This window comes from Nocardiopsis sp. M1B1 (assembly GCF_052466615.1).
Genome location: NZ_CP196194.1, coordinates 366451 through 384614 on the forward strand (window position 1 = coordinate 366451; position 18164 = coordinate 384614).

General features: G+C 73.8%; 13 protein-coding genes. 9 read left to right on the plus strand and 4 right to left on the minus strand.

All coding sequences use genetic code 11. The annotated features are described in order from the left end of the window. Positions 1–38: 38 nt before the first annotated feature. From ACSTA4_RS01630 to ACSTA4_RS01645, 4 genes are all read left to right on the plus strand, one after another. The gene (locus tag ACSTA4_RS01630; protein WP_416027575.1) at positions 39–335 is read left to right on the plus strand and encodes a WXG100 family type VII secretion target; all 297 of its coding nucleotides are present in this window, start codon (positions 39–41) and stop codon (positions 333–335) included. Positions 336–430: 95 nt separating this feature from the next. Continuing rightward, positions 431–4831, plus strand: coding sequence for an FtsK/SpoIIIE domain-containing protein (locus ACSTA4_RS01635; RefSeq protein WP_444962193.1), 4401 nt, complete (start codon positions 431–433; stop codon positions 4829–4831). Positions 4832–4973: 142 nt separating this feature from the next. Next, the gene (locus ACSTA4_RS01640; RefSeq protein WP_444962194.1) at positions 4974–6611 is read left to right on the plus strand and encodes a serine/threonine-protein kinase; all 1638 of its coding nucleotides are present in this window, start codon (positions 4974–4976) and stop codon (positions 6609–6611) included. Between the two features lie 28 nt (positions 6612–6639). Beyond that, positions 6640–7041, plus strand: a complete 402-nt coding sequence (locus ACSTA4_RS01645; RefSeq protein WP_248774760.1) for a spore-associated protein A — start codon at positions 6640–6642, stop codon at positions 7039–7041. 58 nt (positions 7042–7099) lie between these two features. Here ACSTA4_RS01645 and ACSTA4_RS01650 read toward each other — a convergent pair whose 3' ends face one another. Further along, the gene (locus tag ACSTA4_RS01650; protein WP_444962195.1) at positions 7100–8266 is read right to left on the minus strand and encodes a calcium/sodium antiporter; all 1167 of its coding nucleotides are present in this window, start codon (positions 8264–8266) and stop codon (positions 7100–7102) included. 183 nt (positions 8267–8449) lie between these two features. Continuing rightward, the gene (locus ACSTA4_RS01655) at positions 8450–8710 is read right to left on the minus strand and encodes a hypothetical protein (protein ID WP_248773162.1); all 261 of its coding nucleotides are present in this window, start codon (positions 8708–8710) and stop codon (positions 8450–8452) included. 65 nt (positions 8711–8775) lie between these two features. Here ACSTA4_RS01655 and ACSTA4_RS01660 point away from each other — a divergent pair, with 65 nt between their 5' ends. The 3 genes from ACSTA4_RS01660 (at position 8776) to ACSTA4_RS01670 (ending at position 11965) form a co-directional block, all read left to right on the plus strand. Next, on the plus strand, positions 8776–9852 hold the full coding sequence (locus ACSTA4_RS01660; RefSeq protein WP_248773163.1) for an AAA family ATPase: 1077 nt from the start codon (positions 8776–8778) through the stop codon (positions 9850–9852). A gap of 4 nt (positions 9853–9856) precedes the next feature. After that, a complete protein-coding gene (locus ACSTA4_RS01665) occupies positions 9857–10396 on the plus strand; it encodes a hypothetical protein (RefSeq protein ID WP_248773164.1) in 540 nt (179 codons plus the stop codon). A gap of 336 nt (positions 10397–10732) precedes the next feature. Then, positions 10733–11965: a sulfotransferase family protein gene (locus tag ACSTA4_RS01670; protein WP_378638096.1), complete on the plus strand. Its 1233-nt coding sequence runs from the start codon at positions 10733–10735 to the stop codon at positions 11963–11965. A 71-nt stretch (positions 11966–12036) separates the two neighbouring features. Here the strand turns inward: ACSTA4_RS01670 and ACSTA4_RS01675 are convergent, their stop codons facing one another. Then, positions 12037–12867: a DUF4184 family protein gene (locus tag ACSTA4_RS01675; RefSeq protein WP_378638093.1), complete on the minus strand. Its 831-nt coding sequence runs from the start codon at positions 12865–12867 to the stop codon at positions 12037–12039. Between the two features lie 44 nt (positions 12868–12911). Further along, positions 12912–13643: a hypothetical protein gene (locus ACSTA4_RS01680; RefSeq protein ID WP_248773167.1), complete on the minus strand. Its 732-nt coding sequence runs from the start codon at positions 13641–13643 to the stop codon at positions 12912–12914. 320 nt (positions 13644–13963) lie between these two features. On the opposite strand from ACSTA4_RS01680, the gene ACSTA4_RS01685 reads away from it, so the two are divergent. Together ACSTA4_RS01685 and scpA are read left to right on the plus strand one after the other, a co-directional pair. After that, entirely contained in the window at positions 13964–15898 is a 1935-nt protein-coding gene (locus ACSTA4_RS01685; RefSeq protein WP_444962196.1) for a methylmalonyl-CoA mutase family protein, read from the plus strand. Then, positions 15895–18111, plus strand: a complete 2217-nt coding sequence (scpA, locus tag ACSTA4_RS01690) for a methylmalonyl-CoA mutase (protein WP_444962197.1) — start codon at positions 15895–15897, stop codon at positions 18109–18111. The genes ACSTA4_RS01685 and scpA overlap by 4 nt, the downstream gene beginning before the upstream one ends. Positions 18112–18164 lie beyond the last annotated feature (53 nt).

Here is an 18164-nt window from a genome sequence, read left to right on the forward strand (position 1 = left end):
CGACAGGACCCACCCGACCAGACCAGCAGGAGGCACACATGCCCGTGTACAACGTCGACAGCGACAAGACCGAGGAGACCTCGTCCTCCCTCATCCAGGAGTTCAACGAGTTCACCGAGCGCCTGGAAGGCATCAAGAGCAAGGTCGACGGCCTCATCTCGGACGGCTACAGCACCCCGGCCGCCGAGAAGCACTTCCGCCCGTTCTTCGAGGAGTTCAACACCGGTTTCGAGGGTGTGAACAAGGGCCTCGAAGGCATCGGCAAGTACATCAAGACCGTCGGCGACACCTTCAGCGAGACCGACGACAAGCTGGGCGAGGGCCTCAGGGGCTGATCCCGGGGAAGACCCCGGCACCACCCGGAAGGCGGGGCGGCGCCTTCGCGCCGTCCCCGCCACGACCCGACGACGAACCCGGAAGCAGTCCCACCGTGCGCCTCCTCTTCACAGCGACCCCAGCCACCGGTCCGGCCGCGGACGGCCCCGACGGCAGCGGCCCCGTGGCGTCCTCCGCGCTGCGCCTGGACGTCCTCGTCGACGCCGACCCCAGCTCCACGGTGCGCCAGCTCGCCGAGGCCGTCGATCCGATGGTGCGCACCCTGCCCCGCGCACCCGGCCAGGACGTGCCGCTGTACCTGGGCGACCGGCGCGTGGACCCGTCCGCCTCCCTGGCCGACGCGGGCTTCCTCGACGGCTCCCTCGTCGGCGTGGGCGGTCCCGCCCCGGTCAAGGGCGAGCCTCCCGGCGTGGTCGAGGTCCGCGTGGTCTCGGGCCCCGACGCCGGGCGCGTGGTCCGCCTCGACCCCGGCGACTACGTCGTCGGCGACGACGAGGTCGCCGTGCTCGCCGTGGAATCCGAGGGCTACTGGGCGCGGATCCGGGTCGCCCCGGACGGGACCGCCACCATCCTGGGCACGAGCGGGGGCCGGGGCTGCTCCCTGGAGGGCGACGAGGTCGGCCCGGACACCGTCTGGCCGCAGGGCGAGCAGCTCACCCTGGGCGGCACCCTCTTCGAGGTGTGGCCCAACCACCGCCCCGACGCCTCCGTGGTGGCCTCCGACGACGGCACCGGACTGGACTACAACCGCCCGCCCCGCCTGCACCCGGCGCCCACCAAGACCAGGTTCAAGCTGCCCACCCCGCCCGAACCGCCGGACCGCCCGATCACCCAGTTGATCATGATGATCCTCATCCCGATCACCATGGCGGTCGGCAGCGCGCTCATCATGGGCCGCCCCCAGTACCTGCTCATCGGCCTGCTCGCCCCCGTCTCGGTGCTGTTCATGCAGATCATGCAGCGGCGCACCACCAAGGCGCGCTACGACAAGCAGCTCACCGAGTACGAGGAGAAGAAGGAGCGCGTCACCCGCGACGCGCGCGACGCCCTCGTCGCCGAACAGCGCAAGCTCCGCGACACCTGCCCCGACCCCGCCGCCGTGCTGCTGCTGGCCACCGGCCCGCGCGCGCGGCTGTGGGAGCGCCGCCAGATCGACGAGGACTTCACCCAGCTACGCGTGGGCACCGGCAGCATCCCCTCCCAGGTGGTCCTGAGCGACCCCACCAAGGACGAGCACCGCCGCGACGTCACCTGGGACATGCGCGACGTCCCGGTGAGCGTGTCGGTCAAGGACAACGGGGTCGTGGGCGTGGCCGGGCGCGGCGAGGGGGCCGAGGCCCTGGAGCGCTGGCTGGTCGCCCAGCTCGCCGCCCTGCACAGCCCCGCCGAACTGCACCTGTACCTGCTGTCCATGGAGGGCGACCACAACCGCTGGCGCTGGACCCGTTACCTGCCCCACCTGCGCGGCGACCGCCCCCAGCTCTCGCTCGGCCGGATCGGTATCGACGCCACCACCTGCGCCCGCCGGGTGTCGGAACTGCTCATGCTCCTGGAGGCCCGCCAGCAGGCCCGGCGCGACCTCGCCGACCAGCCCGCGGTCGTGGTGGTGCTCGACGGCGCCCGGCGCATCCGCTCGCTGCCCGGCGTGGTCCAGTTGCTGCGCGAGGGCCCCGAGGCCGGGATCTACGTCCTGTGCCTGGACGCCGACGAGCGCCTGCTTCCCGAGGAGTGCCAGGCCGTGGTCAGCTCGACCCCGCACGGCATGCGCCTGCGCCGCACCTCCTTCGACAACGTCGAGGACGTGCGCGCCGACGTGCCCTCCGCGGCCTGGGCCGACCGGCTGGGCCGCGCCCTGGCGCCCATGCGCGACAGCAGCGTCGGCGAGGGCGGCGGCTCGCTCCCGCGCAGCGCCCGCCTGCTCGACGTCATCGGCCTGGAACCGCCCGACGGCGAGGCCATCGCCGCCCACTGGGCCTCCGGGGGGCGCAGCACCGTCGCCACGCTCGGCACGGGCCTGGACGGCCCGTTCTCGGTGGACGTGCGCCGGGACGGCCCGCACGCCCTCATCGCCGGCACCACCGGTTCGGGCAAGTCCGAACTGCTCCAGACCCTCGTGGCCTCCCTGGCGGCGGTCAACCGCCCCGAGTCCATGTCGTTCGTGCTGATCGACTACAAGGGCGGCAGCGCGTTCAAGGACTGCGTGGAACTGCCGCACACCGTCGGCATGGTCACCGACCTGGACACCCACCTGGTGAGCCGGGCCCTGGTGTCGCTGGGCGCCGAACTGCACCGACGCGAGCACATCCTCGCCAAGGCCGGGGCCAAGGACATCGAGGACTACCTGGAACTGCTGGACCGCGACCCGCGCATGCCGCGGATGCCCCGCCTGATGCTGGTCATCGACGAGTTCGCCTCCATGGCCCGCGAGCTGCCCGACTTCGTCAAGGGCCTGGTCAACATCGCCCAGCGGGGCCGCTCCCTGGGCATCCACCTGGTACTGGCCACACAGCGCCCCGGCGGCGTGGTCACCAACGACATCCGCGCCAACACCAACCTGCGCATCGCCCTGCGGATGACCGACGAGGCCGAGAGCCGGGACGTCATCGACGCCGCCGAGTCCGCGCACATCGGCATCGACACCCCCGGGCGCGCCTACGCGCGCCTGGGGCACGCCTCCCTGCTGCCCTTCCAGTCCGGCCGGGTGGGCGGGCGCAGGGTCGTGGCCGCGGCCAACGCCTCCGACCCGGTCGCGCACGCCGTGAAGTGGTCGGACCTCGCACTGCCCGCGCCCGCGGCCGTCCAGGGCCCCGCCGACACCGGCGACGTGGAGGTCACCGACCTGACCGTCCTGGTCGCCGCGGTCAAGGAGGCCGCCGAGCGGTCGGGCGCCCGCCGCCAGCCCAGCCCGTGGCTGCCCGCGCTGCCCACCGCGCTCACCCTGTCCGAGCTGCTGCGGGGCCGCTCCCCGCAGGCCGTGCACGGCCGGATCCAGCCCGCTCCGGTGGGGCTGGTCGACGTGCCCGCCCAGCAGCGCCAGTTCCCTTACGTGTTCGACCTGGGCAGGACGGGACACCTGCACATCATGGGCTCGGGCCGCACCGGCCGGTCCCAGGCGCTGCGCACCATCTCCGCCTCCCTCGCCCTGGCCCACCACCCCGGCGACGTGCACATGTACGGCCTGGACTGCGGCAACGGCGCCCTGCTGCCGATGGAACGGCTCCCGCACTGCGGCGCGGTGGCCCAGCGCACGCAGGGGGAGCGGGTCGTGCGCCTGCTGGGCATGCTCGGCGAGGAGCTGGACCGGCGCCAGAAGCTGCTCGCCGCGCACGGCTGCGCCGACCTGGAGGAGCTGCGCGCCAAGCTGGCGCCGGACGAGCGCCCCGCCCACGTGGTGCTGTTCATCGACCGCGTGGACGCCTTCGAGCAGACCTTCGGCGAGTACAACTACGGCGCCCTGGTGGAGGGCGTCACCACCCTCATGCGCGACGGCGCGGGCGTGGGCGTGCACGTGGTGGCCACCGGCGACCGCCTCCTGACCCGCACCAAGTACTCCTCCACCACCGAGGAGCTGCTGGTGCTGCGCTGCAACGACAACGGCGACTACAGCGCCGCCGGGCTCAACGCCCGCGCGCTGCCCGAGGAGATCCCCGACGGCAGGGCATTCCGCGCCGGGGACGCCATGGAGGTCCAGCTCGCCCTGCTCAACCGCGACCCGCAGGGCTCGGTACAGGGCGCCGAACTGGCCCGTATCGCCGACTTCGTGTCCCGGCGTCCCCAGGAGGAACCCGGGCCGCGCCCGTTCCGGGTGGACGTCCTGCCCGACCAGCTCACCTACGCCGACACGGCCCGGTACCGCTCCGGGGCCCCGCGTCCGCTGCACGCGCTGCTGGGCGTGGGAGGCAACGAGCTGACCGCGGTCAGCGCCGACCTGTCGCGCGTCCCGACGTTCCTGGTGAGCGGGCCGCCCCAGTCCGGACGCTCCAGCATGCTCGCCACGATGGCCAGGTCGCTGCTGGAGGCCGGTACCGAACTCCTGCTGGTCACCCCGCGCTCCTCGCGGCTCGCGGACCTGCGCCACCAGCCGGGGGTCCAGGGGGTCCTGGACGCGGCCGAGCCGAAGCTCTCCCAACTGCACGAGGCGCTGGGCCGGTTCCAGGGCGAGACCGCCGTGGTGATGATCGACGACGCAGAACTCCTCCTCCAGAGCGACCTCGGCAAGGAGTTCACCCGTATCGCCCGCGGCATGGTCGGCGCCGGGTGGGGCATCGTCGCGGCGGGAACCAACGAGGCCCTCCAGGGCGGCTTCAACGGGTGGCACGTCCACCTCAAGCGCAACCGCGTGGGAGCCCTGCTCTCGCCGCAGGCCCAGAGCGACGGCGAGGTGCTGGGCATGCGCCTGCCCAAGGGCGTGTCCAGTCCCCGCCTCACCCCCGGCACCGCCTACCTGCACCTGGGCGACGGCCGTATCCAGCAGGTGAGGGTGCCGCTGCCGTGACCGCCGCCGGCCGCCCCGAGCGGGGCGGCCGGACCGGAACCGGTGATATTCATGAGTGTGCCCCTTTCCTCCCCTTCCCTCCTCCGGGGGAGGACCCCGTGCCCCCCACCCCGTCCCGAACGAGACCTGTGAGCAGACAGCAGTGAGTACGCACCCCTCAGCCGTCACTCTCCCCGCGACCGCGACCGAACTGACCTCCACCGACCCCGCGCGCATCGGCCCCTACCGGCCGCTCAGGCGCCTGGGCTCCGGAGGCATGGGCGTCGTGTACGCGGCCCGTGACCAAGGCGGTGCCCTGGTCGCGGTCAAGCTCATCCACCCCGAGTACTCCGCCGACCCGGAGTTCCGGGCCCGCTTCGCGCGCGAGGTGGAACTCCTGCGCCGGGTGGGCGGCGCCTGCGCCGTGCCGCTGCTGGCCGCCGACACCGAGGCCGAACGGCCGTGGCTGGTCACCCCGCTGGTGCGGGGCATGACGCTCAGCGCCTACATGCGCAAGAACGGCCCGCTGGGCGAACAGCTCCTGCTCGGCCTGGCCGCCGGGGTGGCCGAGGCGCTCGCCCAGATCCACGAGGTCGGCATCGCCCACCGCGACCTCAAACCCGCCAACATCGTGCTGTCCCCGGAGGGCCCCCGCGTCCTGGACTTCGGCGTGGCCCGCGCGATCGACCAGACCGCGCTGACCCGCACCGGGTCCGTGCTGGGCTCACCCGGCTGGATCAGCCCGGACCACTACCGGGGCGCGCCCGCCAGCACCGCCGACGACATCTTCGCCTGGGGTGCGCTGGTCTCCTACGCGGCGACCGGGCGCCCGCCCTTCGGCACCGGCGACCCGGCCGCCGTCGCCCACCGGGTGATCAGCGGCGAACCGGACACGGAGGGCTTCAGCGGACCCCTCGCCGACCTGGCCGCCCGTGCGCTCAGCAAGGAGGCGTCCGAGCGGCCGACCGCGCTGGAGCTGGTCAGCGGCGTGGTCTCCGCGGGCGATCCGGGGCGCTCCTACGCCCCCGTGGACTCCGCCGCGGCGGCGGGCGGCGTCATGGCCGCCGTGGTCGACCGCACCTGGCAGGGGGTGCAGGCCGCCCCCGAGCGCGAGTTCCCGGTGGCCCCCGACAGGCGCGGCGGGTCCGGGAGGGCGCTGGCCGTGGCCGGCGCCGTCCTGGGCGTCCTGGTCCTGCTCGCGGGGCTGGGCTTCGGCGGCGTCGCCCTGGCCGCCAACTGGGACTCCCTGCCCATCGCCGCCTGGTTCGGGGACGAGCCGGCCGAGGCGGCCGACGCGCAGCAGGCCGCGGAGGAGCGGCGGCGCCCGGGTCCGGTGGGCCGGGAGCCGCAGGAGAGCGCCTCACCCTCCGAGGACCCCTCGGAGGAGGCGGGCGAGGACGAGGAGGAGACCGAGGAGGAGGACGGGGCGGAGGGGTCCGCCGGCGGATCCACCACCGCGACGGCCACGGTGGGCGCCGGGGTGGGCGCGAGCGGACCGCGCCCCTCGGGGGAGCACGTGGTGGCCTTCCAGCCCTCCGGCGGATCGGGGCAGTACGCCGTGCTCGACGGCGCCACCGTGGTGTGCGCGTGGAGCTTCTGCCAGAGCCAGGGCGGATCGGTCGGCGACGGCGGGGCGGGGTCGGTGTCCTCCAGCCCTTCGGCCCTCACCGGTTACGTCAACCACGGCAGCCGCACCATCACCGCCGAGGTCACCTACACCACCGACGACGACGGCACCATCACCATCACACGCCTGGTGGAGCAGCACAGCACCAGCGGTACGGGCACCCCGCCCTGGTAGGAGCCGGAACATGAACCACGGGAGAGACATGCCGAAGACCCTCGTGAACAGGACCGCCGCCGTGGCGGGCCTGGCCCTGGCCGTGGCGGTGACCACCCCCGTGCCCGCCACCGCGGCCTCCTACGGGGGCCAGTGCGGGAGCGGGTACGGGGTGGTCAACGAGGCCCCCGTCAGCGGGGGCACCGTCTTCCTCACCTACAACAACTCCAACGGCCGCAACTGCGTCGTCGTGGTGCGTTCCGATCCGGGCAGCGCCGTGAACATGGACGCGGCCGTCAAACGCAGCGACTCCACCTCGTGGGACACCGACCCGGGCAGCTGGACGGAGTACGCGGGCCCGGTCTACGTCGACGCGGCGGGCCACTGCGTGGACTGGGGCGGTGTGGTCGGCGACGAGTGGGTCCTGCGCAACGGCACCAACTGCGGCTGACCCCGGCCACGGGCGCGGGGGAGGGGCGGCTCCGGCCTCCCCGTCCCCGGGCCCGGCCTCAGCGGGGCTTCCGCTCCCCGACGGCCTCGGGCGGTGCCCTCCGGGCGCTCCGCTTCCTCAGTTCGGCGATCGTCGCCGCCACCAGCCACAGCGCGGTGAGCGGGATGACGAACCACAGCATCGCGGCGCCGTAGGTGCCCAGCACGGCGTGCCCGGTGGCCTCCAGCACCAGGTAGGCGATGTAGGCGACGTAGAAGCCGACGAGCAGCGCCCCCTCCCAGCGGGACACGTCCAGCCCGGTCAGGGCGATCGGCAGCAGCACCAGGGCGACCGCGACCATGATCGGCAGGTCGAACCGCAGGGCGGACGGCGCGATCTCGATCCCGCCGGCGGCGATGACTGCGGTCAGGCCGAGCACCGCGCCGAGGTTGAACACGTTGCTGCCCACGATGTTGCCCACCGCCATGTCACGCTCGCCCCGGAGCACCGCGACGACACAGGTCACCAGTTCGGGCAGTGACGTGCCGATCGCCACCACGGTCAGCCCGATCAGGAGGTCGCTCACCCCCAGCTCGGAGGCGATCGCGCTCGCCCCGTACACCAGCAGCCGCGCCCCGACCACCAGCAGGGTCGTGCCCACGAGCACGAACAGCAGGTCCCGCAGGACCGACTTCGCCCGCGGGCGCGGACGCTCGTCCGCGTCCTTCGGGCCGTTCGCGTCGGCCGCGCCTGGGCCGTCGCCCGTCCGCACCGCCTCCGGGACCTCGGCGGCCCTGCGGCGGGAGACGACCACCGTGACGCCGACGTAGACCACCAGCGCCGCGAACAGCAGGCCCCCGTCCAGGGTGCCCAGGGACCCGTCCAGGGCCATCAGCAGCACCGCGCCCGACAGCAGCACCATCACGGGGATGTCGGCGCGCACGATCTGGGAGTGCACCGCCAGGGGGACGAACAGCGCCGACGCCCCGAGCACGAACAGGATGTTGGCGATGTTGCTGCCCACGACGTTGCCGACGGCCAGTCCGGGGTACCCGGAGAGCGCGGCGTCCGTGCTGACCGCCAGCTCCGGTGCCGACGTCGTGAACGACACCACCGTCAGGCCCACCACCAGCGAGGACATCCCCAGGGTCCGGGCCAGCGAACCGGCACCCCGGACGAGTGACTCCCCTCCCGCGATCAGGAGCACGAACCCCGCCGCGAGGGCGAGAACCACCAGCACGTTCACCTGGGCCTTCCGGTCGCTTCAGCAGGACACGCAGGGCATACCCGCCCCCGTCGGGTTTCCCTCCGCGGGCCGCCCGGTTTCCGGTCCGCGGCTGCTCCACGGGCGGGAACGCCCCCATTCTACCGGGTGCCCAGGGCCGCCCGTACCGCCGCCCGGCTCCGGGCGGCGGGGCCGGAAGGCCGCTCAGAGCAGCAGCGGGAGCAGGGCCGCGGCCAGGACGGCCGAGACCAGGAGGGCGGTGGCGGCGCCCCGGCGGTCGGCGGACAGGCGGCCGAAGATCCGGGACAGGCGCCGGAGGAGGGCCGACGGCGGCGCGGCGAGCCAGATGTCGCGCTCGACCCGGGAACCCGCGTCCCGCACGATGCCGGACAGGTGTCCGACGGCGCGCAGCAGCGAGCCCGCCGTCCCCCTGCTGTGGCCGCGGGCCGGGGCCCCGCCGGACACGGCCGCGGTGAGGGCCTCGCGCAGGCTCCCCCTCCGCCGCCGGGGCCTCCTCTAGGGTGTGAGGCATGGCAAGGTACCCGATCACCAGACTCGAGGTCGACGGCTTCGGGCCGCTCGATGAGGTCGACATTCGGCTCAGCCCGACGCTGAACGTCGTCACCGGGGAGAACGCGACCGGCAAGTCCCAGCTGCTCAAGCTCCTGTACGCGGGTACCCGAACCCTGTCCGGCAGGCCGGCGCTCACCAAGGGAGCGCTCTCCTCCGGTATCGCCGATGCCCTCATCGGCGTTTTCCGTCCCGAACAGCTCGGTCGTCTCGCACGTCGGGTCCAGGGCAGGGGACGTGCGTCGGTCACCCTGAAGTACGGGGGGATCGGCGATCCCCTCGCCTTCAATTTCGCCTCGAACGCACGGAGCGACGTGCAGACCACCTCCGTGCCGCGCAACCCTCTCGATGACACCCCGGTCTTCCTTCCGTCGCGCGAGCTGCTCTCCCTTTATCCGGGGCTGGTCTCGCTGTTCGAGACCCGGGAGGTCGAGTTCGACGAGACCTGGCGCGACACCGCGTCCCTGCTGGGCCGTCCGGCCCTTCGCGGTCCGCGCGGGGCCGTCGCCAACGAACTCCTGACCCCTCTGCTGGGAGAGATCGAGGGAACCGTTCTGGAGGAGAACGGGCGCTTCTACGTACGCCTTCCCAGCGGCGGCGCCGGATCGGGCAGGATCGAGGCACACCTGGTGTCCGAGGGCTTCCGGAAGCTGGCGATGATCATCAGGCTCGTCTCCAACGGGGTGCTGCTGGAGGGGGGCTACCTGTTCTGGGACGAGCCGGAGGCGAACCTCAACCCCAAGACGCAGCGGGCTGTGGCCAGGGCCATCCTCGCTCTCGCCCGCAGCGGGACCCAGGTGTTCGTCGCCACCCACAGTGTGTTCCTGCTGCGGGAAATCGAACTGCTCCTCGGCGAGGAACCGCCGGAGAGCCCGATCGAGCCCCGGTACATCGGTCTCTACCGGGAGGCTCGGACGGACGAGGGCTCCCTTTCCCGGGCGGTCCGGGCCGAAGCAGCCACGGATCCCGCGGATCTGAGTGCGATCGCCGCCCTGGAGGCCGAGTCGTCGCAGAGTCTGCGGTACTTGGGGGTCTGACCCCATGCCGGTGGAAGTCGAGGTCGATGGATCCTTCTTTCTCTTCCCCGACGGGTGGGAGCTGGAGAAGTTGGACGAGTGGCCCGAACAGCGCAAGGCCACGCAGTCTCCCTTCCACTCCAAAGGCTGCGACCTCGTGGCGATGAAGGACGGGACCCTGTGGCTGATCGAGGTGAAGGACTACACGTATCCGGGAGCCGGGGTCCCGGATGACCTCGCGGAGAAGGTCGGCCTCAAGTTCTTCCACTCACTGGCCGTCCTCCACATGGTCGCGCGCTGGGGACAGGGGAGCCGACGGGACTTCAGTCTGGCGGCGCTGGCCTTTCCGGAGGCCCGTGTCTGCCTGGCGGTGGAGCTGCCCGACGGAGGGCGCCGCCTGATCGGGGTGGCGACCCCTCTCGCCGGGCTGAAGGACAAGCTCGGGCGCGTCACCAAAAAGCTGAACGTGCACCGTCCTGTCGTCAGCAACTCCCACATGATGAACGGTGTCCCGTGGGAGGTCAGGCGGAACCCCGCGACCCGTCGAGGACGTGTCGACAGGTGAGACGGGCTTGGGCCGCAGCGCTCCGGCGACGAACCCCGCCACGTACACCGACACCACGGGACCACACGAGAACCCCGTGTTCCGTCCGCCCCCTCACACGGCTCGCACATCCGCCGTCTTCTCCAGTCGGCGGTGCGGTCGGACGAGGACGCCCTTCCGCCCGGTACGCCGGTGAGGACGCGGAGGGGCGGTGCGCCGGGCGGAGCGGACTGCCGGCACGGCCTGGGCTGCCGACGCCGCCGCGTCCGCGACCCCCTGGCGGAGGTCCCTAGGCCGTTCTCCGCCGTGGTCGAATCGTGGTGCCCTGTCGTCCACGGCACAGTGGAGAGGACACTCGTGAACGTGCGCCAAGCGTGGTGGCTGAACCCGGTGAACGCCCTGCTCGACCCGTTGGGGAAACGGTTCGGGGCCTCCGGGGGAACCTTCGACGCCATGCTGCGGGAGGCCTCCGCCCGCAGCGGGCTGCCCTGGCCGTCCGACGAACCCTTCCTCTCGGAGATGCGGGTGCTCCACGACGCCTGGCAGGCGGTGCCCGGCCTCACCCCGGTCGGCCGGATCGGCCTCCGGAGTGAGATCCGGCGACGGCTGGAGACGCGCCTGCGCATGCTCCACCTGCTCGACGCCAACCCCGGGGTCGCCGCCCAGCCCGTCGAGCGGCCGGTGTTCATCACCGGCCTGCCCAGGACGGGCACGACGTTCGGCCACGGGCTCCTCGCCCAGCACGTCCGGGCCCGCGCCCCGATGCTGTGGGAGCTGTTGAGCCCGGTCCCCGACACGGGCAGGCCCGGGGAGCGCACCGTGGGCAGGCGCGAGCGCCTCGCCCTGGCCCGGACCCTGGTGCGGGGCATGGACGCCATGGGACCGGGGTTCCAGACCATCCACCCCATGCACCCGCTCGAACCCGAGGAGTGCGTCTTCCTCCTGCCGCACGGGCTGTTCTTCCACGTCCGCGCCGCGGTCCCCGACTACCGGACCTGGATCGAGGGGCGCGACGCCACCCCCGACTACGTCTACCTCAAGCAGCAGCTCCAGGCGTTGCAGTGGAAGCGGCCCGCGCGCCGCTGGGTGCTCAAGTCACCGCTGCACCTGCCCAACCTGGACGCCCTGCTGAGGGTCTTCCCCGACGCGGTGGTCGTCCTGACCGACCGCGACCCGGCGCGGGCGATGGCGTCGTGGGCGAGCCTGGCCGAGGCGGGGATGCGCCTCCACAGCGACGGCGTGGACCCGCGCTGGATCGGCCGCGAGTGGCTGGAGATCTGGGCGGGAGCCGCCGAGCGCGCCCGCCGCGTGCGGCGCGGGCACGGCTCCGAGCACTTCGTCGACCTGCCCTACGACGAACTGGTCCCCGACCCCGTCGGGGCGGCCGAACGCGTCTGGCTCGGCCTCGGTGAGGAGTTCGACCCCGACACCCGGGCCCGCACGCTCGCCTACACGCGCCGGGACCGGCGCAGGAACCCCGGCGGCCACCGGTACAGCCTGGAACGCTACGGACTCACCGCCGAGGAGGTGCACGCGGCGTTCGGCCCGGATCCCACCGGTGCCCAGGAGGCCCGCGCCGACGGGGCCTGACAGCCCCGTGGCGGGTACCCGGGCCCGCGACCGCGGGCCCGGAGCCGGGCACCCGCCGTGACCGCGCGGCGTCAGCGCCCCGCCCGGCGGAGCGGCCGGAGCGACCACCAGGCGGCCGTCCACGCGGCCAGGCCCAGCCCGGCACCGGTGACCGCGCCGACGAGCAGACACCGCACGAGGTCGTAGCCGCTCACCTGCGCGCGGTCGGACAGCCCACCCGCCACCGCGCCCGCCACCGCGCACACGGCGAGGGCGGACAGGACCAGGGCGCGTACGCGCCCGTCGGCCGCACCGCGCGGGAAGCCCCGGCCGGGACCGTCCCCCGGAGCGGTGCGGTCGCGGTCGGGCACGGAGCGAGCGCCCGTGCCCCGTGCCGTGCGCCCGGCGGCCGCGCGGCGGACGCGTTCGCGGTGGACCCGCCAGGCCAGGGCGGCCAGACCGGCCGCCGAACTGACGTACATCAGCACGTTGTACAGCAGGTGCGGGCCCACCACCGGAGTACTCAGCGGCGGCCACGCGCGCACCAGGGCACCGCCGGTCTGGGTGAAGGAGTCCCAGGCCATGTGCGTGGCCGAGCCCACCGCGAGGGCGGCCCCGGCCGGCGCGGCGGCGCGCGCCGCGTCCCGCACCGACCGGGGAACCGGGGCCGCCGGGGCCGGGGACCCCCCGGCCAGTGCGTACAGCGGAGGCCGGAGCGCGTACACGTACACCGCCAGCACGGCGCCGCCGAGCAGCACGTCCAGCCACAACCCGGCGGGACCGTGCGTGGCCGCCGCGGCCACGGGCAGCGGCAGGTAGTACGGCAGGTCCGGCGCCACCGACCCGACGACCAGGGCCGCCGGCGGCAGGCCGGTGCGCACCAGGGGAAGGACCGCCGCGACATGGCTGGGGGTGAAGGGCACGTCGTCCTTTCCCGGAGGTCCGCGCGGCTCCGAGGGAGCGCGGCCTACCCCTCGCTCAGGTACCGGTAGGTGGCCAGGGTTCCTCCGATGAGCACGTAGACCTCGTAGGGGGAGACCGCGTCCTCCGGGGAGTCCGACCCCGCCGCCCCGCCGTCCCGGGCGTAGCAGAGGTAGGGGGCCCGCTCCGCGCCCGGCTCGACGGCCACGACGTCGTCCATGTCGCAGTACACCGCCTCGACGCCGTGGTCGAAGCGGATGGTGTCCTCGACGACCTCGCGCACGGTGGGCAGTTCCGGGTAGTCGAACCGGAAGGCGCCGCCGCCCTCCGCGCCCAGGACCGGGAACTGCATGTCCAGGCCGCCGTAGGTGAGGGTGCAGCTGTGGCCCGGTTCGACGGGCTCCGTCATCTCGGGGCACGCGGCGGCGGCGCCCGGATCGACGTGGGAGGCCTTGCGGGACACCTCGGTCAGCAGGGACCAGGCCGCCCGCTCGGACACGGACGCGGAGGCGTCGGGTTCGGCCGGTAGGGCGGATTCGTCCACCTGGGGTCTGGAGGCGGGGACGGGCGCCTCGACGAGGAGCCCGGTGAGCTCCTCCTGGGACAGTTCCTCCGGCGGAGTGCCCTCCGCGGCGGTGGTCTCCTCGGCGGCCCCCTCCGAGGGCGCCGATGCCTCCGCGGAGTCCTCCCCGCCGCCACAGGCGGACAGGGCGAACACGAGCGAGAGGGAGACCGCCGGGGTGAGGGCGAAGCGGCCGTGAGGGGGGAAGAAGGGCATCTCTGTCCTTTTTATCCTTGATGAGGGTGGGGGGAGAGGGTGCCGCGGGCCGTAAAACGCGTGGGGAGGCCCGTCAATCCGACTCCGGTCACACTGCGTTGGTTCACCGAACACCCGGAGTGTGTCCCACCTCACTGAAAGGACGCGCGCGGTGACCCTTCGGTGAGATACGGGTCCCCGGAGGCGCCGTCGCCCCCCGGGGACGCGCGCTCCCGTCGTGACCAGGCACGGAGCGTGCGCGCCCGGGCCTGGACGCGCCGCGTGTGCCGCACCACACCCCGGGGCGGCGCGACCGAACGCGATTCTCTACCATCCACTATATGGACGTCCCTGAGAGCGGGGCCGCCGGATCCGGCGCCCCCAACCCGGCCGACGGGTTCCCCGCCGCCACACGCGAGCGGTGGCGCGAACTCGTGGCGGGGGTGCTGCGCAAGAGCGGTGTCCCCGAGGACCGGCTCGCCGACACACCCGAGTCGGCACTGGCCACGCACACCTACGACGGGTTCGACATCGAGCCCCTCTACACATCCGACCCCCCGGCCGCCGACCCCGGCTTCCCGGGGCTGCCCCCCTTCACCCGGGGCCACCGGCCGGGCGGGTCGGTCCCCGAGGGCTGGGACATCCGCGCCCGCCACACCGACGCCGACCCGGCCGTCCTGCGGCGGCGCCTGCACGCCGACCTCATGAACGGCGTCAGCTCGCTGTGGATCGCCGTCGGCGGCACCGGCCTGCCCGTCTCCGCGCTCGGCCAGGCCCTCAGCGACGTCTACCTCGACCTCGCGCCCGTGGTCCTGGACGCCGGGGCCGATCACGCCGACGCGGCCACCGCGCTGCTCGACGCCCACGCCGACGCGGGCGTCCCCGACGGCCGGATCACCTCCCACCTGGGCATCGACCCCCTCGGCACCGCGGCCCTGGCGGGTGAGCGACCCGACGTCATGGACCCCGCACGCCTGGCCGCGGAGCTGGCCCGCGGGCGCCCCGGCCTGGGACTGCTCGTCGCCGACGGCCGCCTCGTGCACAACGCGGGCGGCTCCGACGCCCAGGAACTCGGCTTCGCCGTCGCCGCGGGAACCGCCTACCTGCGCGCCCTGCACGCCGCCGGGATGGACCTGCCCGACGCCGCGCGGCGCATCGAGTTCCGCCTGGCCGCGAACGCCGACCAGTTCGGCGTCATCGCCAAGCTGCGCGCCGTCCGCGCCATGTGGGACCAGGTCCTCGACGCCAGCGGGGTGCCCGCCGACCAGCGCGCCATGCGCCTGCACGCCGCCACCTCCGAGGCGATGACGACCCGGCGCGACCCCCACGTGAACATGCTGCGCACGACCGTGGCCTGCTTCGCCGCCGGGGTCGGGGGAGCCGACGCGGTCACCGCCGCCCCCTTCGACTCCGCGGTGGGCCTGCCCGACGACTTCGCCCGCCGCATCGCCCGCAACACCCAGTCCCTGCTCATCGAGGAGTCCCACCTGGCGCGGGTCATCGACCCCGCCGGGGGCTCCTTCTACGTCGAGGCGCTCACCCGCGACCTGTACCGGGCGGGCTGGGCGTTCTTCCGGGAACTGGAGGCCGCGGGCGGGGCCGCGGAGGCCGTCGAGCACGGCCTGCTGCGCGAGCGCGTGGACGCGGTGTGGACGCGGCGCCGCCTCGACCTCGCCCACCGGCGCTCCCCGCTCACCGGCGTCAGCGAGTTCCCCAACGCCGACGAGGTCCCGCTGGTGCGGCCCGCCGACCCCTCGCGGCCGCCGGCCCCGGTCCCCGGCGGCTTCCCGGTGCGCCGCTACGCCGAGGACTACGAGGCGCTGCGCGACCGCAGCGACGCCCGCGCGGGCGACACCGGACGGCGGCCCACCGCCTTCCTGGCCACGCTGGGACCGGTCGCCGCGCACACGGCCCGCGCGTCCTTCGCGGCCAACCTGCTCGCCGCGGGCGGCGTCGCCTCCCACGAACCCGGCCCGCTCGACGGCGCCGCCGCCGTCGCGGAGGCCTTCGCCGCCTCGGGCAGCCGCGTCGCGGTGCTCTGCTCCTCCGACGCGGTCTACGCCGAGCAGGCCGAGGACGCCGCGCGGGCGCTCAGGCGCGCGGGGGCCCTCCGGATCCTGCTCGCGGGCGCGCCCGACGACTCCTACCGCGAGGCCGGGGTCGACGCCTTCGCCCACCGGGGGTGCGACGCCGTCGCCCTCCTCGCCGACCTGGTCGACGTCCTGCTCGCCGATCCGCCGGCACCGTCCGCCACTGCCGAGGGGGCGCACGCATGATCCCCGACTTCTCCGACGTCCCGCCGCGGCTCCCCGCCTTCCCGGGCGACACCGCCTCCGGACACGCCGCCTGGCACAGAGCACTGGAGGCCGGGACCGGCAAGGCCGCCGACGCCCTGGAGTGGGAGACCCCCGAGGGCATCGGCGTCAAGCCGCTGTACACCCCCGCCGACCGCGCGGGCCTGGACTTCGTGGACGGGCTGCCCGGCATCCCGCCCTACCTGCGCGGGCCCTACCCGACCATGTACGTCAACCAGCCGTGGACCATCCGCCAGTACGCCGGGTTCTCCACCGCCGAGGAGTCCAACGCCTTCTACCGGCGCAACCTGGCCGCCGGGCAGAAGGGCCTGTCGGTCGCCTTCGACCTGGCCACCCACCGCGGCTACGACTCCGACCACCCCCGGGTGGCGGGCGACGTCGGCATGGCGGGTGTGGCCATCGACTCGATCTACGACATGCGCCAGTTGTTCGACGGGATCCCGCTGGACAGGATGAGCGTGTCCATGACCATGAACGGCGCGGTGCTGCCGGTCCTGGCGCTCTACATCGTGGCCGCCGAGGAGCAGGGCGTCCCGCCGGAGAAGCTGTCCGGGACCATCCAGAACGACATCCTCAAGGAGTTCATGGTCCGCAACACCTACATCTACCCGCCGCGGCCCTCGATGCGGATCATCTCCGACATCTTCGCCTACACCTCGCAGCGGATGCCGCGCTTCAACTCCATCTCCATCTCCGGATACCACATGCAGGAGGCCGGGGCCACGGCCGACCTGGAGCTGGCCTACACCCTGGCCGACGGCGTGGAGTACATCCGCGCCGGGCAGCGCTCCGGGCTGGACGTGGACGTGTTCGCGCCGCGCCTGTCGTTCTTCTGGGCGATCGGCATGAACTTCTTCATGGAGGTCGCCAAGCTCCGCGCCGCCCGCCTGCTCTGGGCGCGCCTGGTCAGGGACCTGGGCGCGACCAGGGACAAGTCGCTGAGCCTGCGCACCCACTCCCAGACCTCGGGGTGGTCGCTCACCGCCCAGGACGTGTTCAACAACGTGGCCCGCACGTGCGTGGAGGCGATGGCCGCCACCCAGGGCCACACCCAGTCGCTGCACACCAACGCCCTGGACGAGGCGCTGGCCCTGCCCACCGACTTCTCCGCGCGCATCGCCCGCAACACCCAACTGCTGCTCCAGCAGGAGTCGGGCACCACCCGCGTCGTGGACCCCTGGGGCGGCAGCTACTACGTGGAGCGCCTCACCCAGGAGCTGGCGGCCAGGGCCTGGGAGCACATCCGGGAGGTCGAGAAGGCGGGCGGCATGGCCGCCGCTATCGACGCCGGGCTGCCCAAGATGCGCATCGAGGAGGCCGCCGCCCGCACCCAGGCGCGCATCGACTCGGGCCGCCAGCCGGTGATCGGCGTCAACAAGTACCGCCCCGACAGCGCGGACGAGATCGAGGTCCTCAAGGTCGACAACTCCCGGGTGCGCGCCCAGCAACTGGAGAAGCTGCGCCGCCTGCGCCAGGAGCGCGACGAGGACCGGGTGCGCGCCGCGCTCGACGCGCTCACCGCGGCCGCCGGGGGCGGGTCCCGGGCGGACGAGGCCCTGACCGGCAACCTCCTGGCGGCGGCTGTCGACGCGGCCCGCGCCAAGGCCACCGTGGGCGAGATCTCCGACGCCATGGAGAGGGTCTTCGGCCGCCACTCCGGGCAGATCCGTACGATTCAGGGTGTGTACAGGGACGAGGCGGCGGGCAGCGCCGACGCGGCCGACCTCATGGAGCGCGTGACCCGCCGGGTGGAGGAGTTCACCGAGGACGAGGGCCGCCGCCCCCGCATCCTGGTCGCCAAGATGGGCCAGGACGGTCACGACCGGGGTCAGAAGGTCATCGCGACCGCCTTCGCCGACCTGGGCTTCGACGTGGACGTCGGCCCGCTGTTCCAGACCCCGGCGGAGGTCGCCGCGCAGGCCGTGGAGGCCGACGTGCACGTGGTCGGGGTGTCCTCCCTGGCCGCGGGGCACCTGACCCTGGTGCCCGCGCTGCGCGAGGAGCTGGCCCGGCTGGACCGGGGGGACATCATGATCGTGGTGGGCGGGGTCATCCCCCCGGCGGACTTCGCGCCGCTGCGGGAGGCGGGCGCGTCGGCGATCTTCCCGCCGGGGACGGTCATCGCCGAGGCCGCCGTCGACCTGCTCGACCAGTTGGACGAACGGCTGGGCTAGGGCAGGGCGCGAGGAGCGCCGACCGCCGGGCCGGGAGGCGGCGCCGGGACCGG

Coding starts and splice junctions, on each gene's coding strand:
- ACSTA4_RS01630 (WP_416027575.1), top strand. CDS start 39: ATGCCCGTGTACAACGTCGACAGCGACAAGACCGAGGAGACCTCGTCC.
- ACSTA4_RS01645 (WP_248774760.1), top strand. CDS start 6,640: ATGCCGAAGACCCTCGTGAACAGGACCGCCGCCGTGGCGGGCCTGGCC.
- ACSTA4_RS01660 (WP_248773163.1), top strand. CDS start 8,776: ATGGCAAGGTACCCGATCACCAGACTCGAGGTCGACGGCTTCGGGCCG.
- ACSTA4_RS01665 (WP_248773164.1), top strand. CDS start 9,857: ATGCCGGTGGAAGTCGAGGTCGATGGATCCTTCTTTCTCTTCCCCGAC.
- ACSTA4_RS01680 (WP_248773167.1), bottom strand. CDS start 13,643: ATGCCCTTCTTCCCCCCTCACGGCCGCTTCGCCCTCACCCCGGCGGTC.
- ACSTA4_RS01685 (WP_444962196.1), top strand. CDS start 13,964: ATGGACGTCCCTGAGAGCGGGGCCGCCGGATCCGGCGCCCCCAACCCG.
- scpA (WP_444962197.1), top strand. CDS start 15,895: ATGATCCCCGACTTCTCCGACGTCCCGCCGCGGCTCCCCGCCTTCCCG.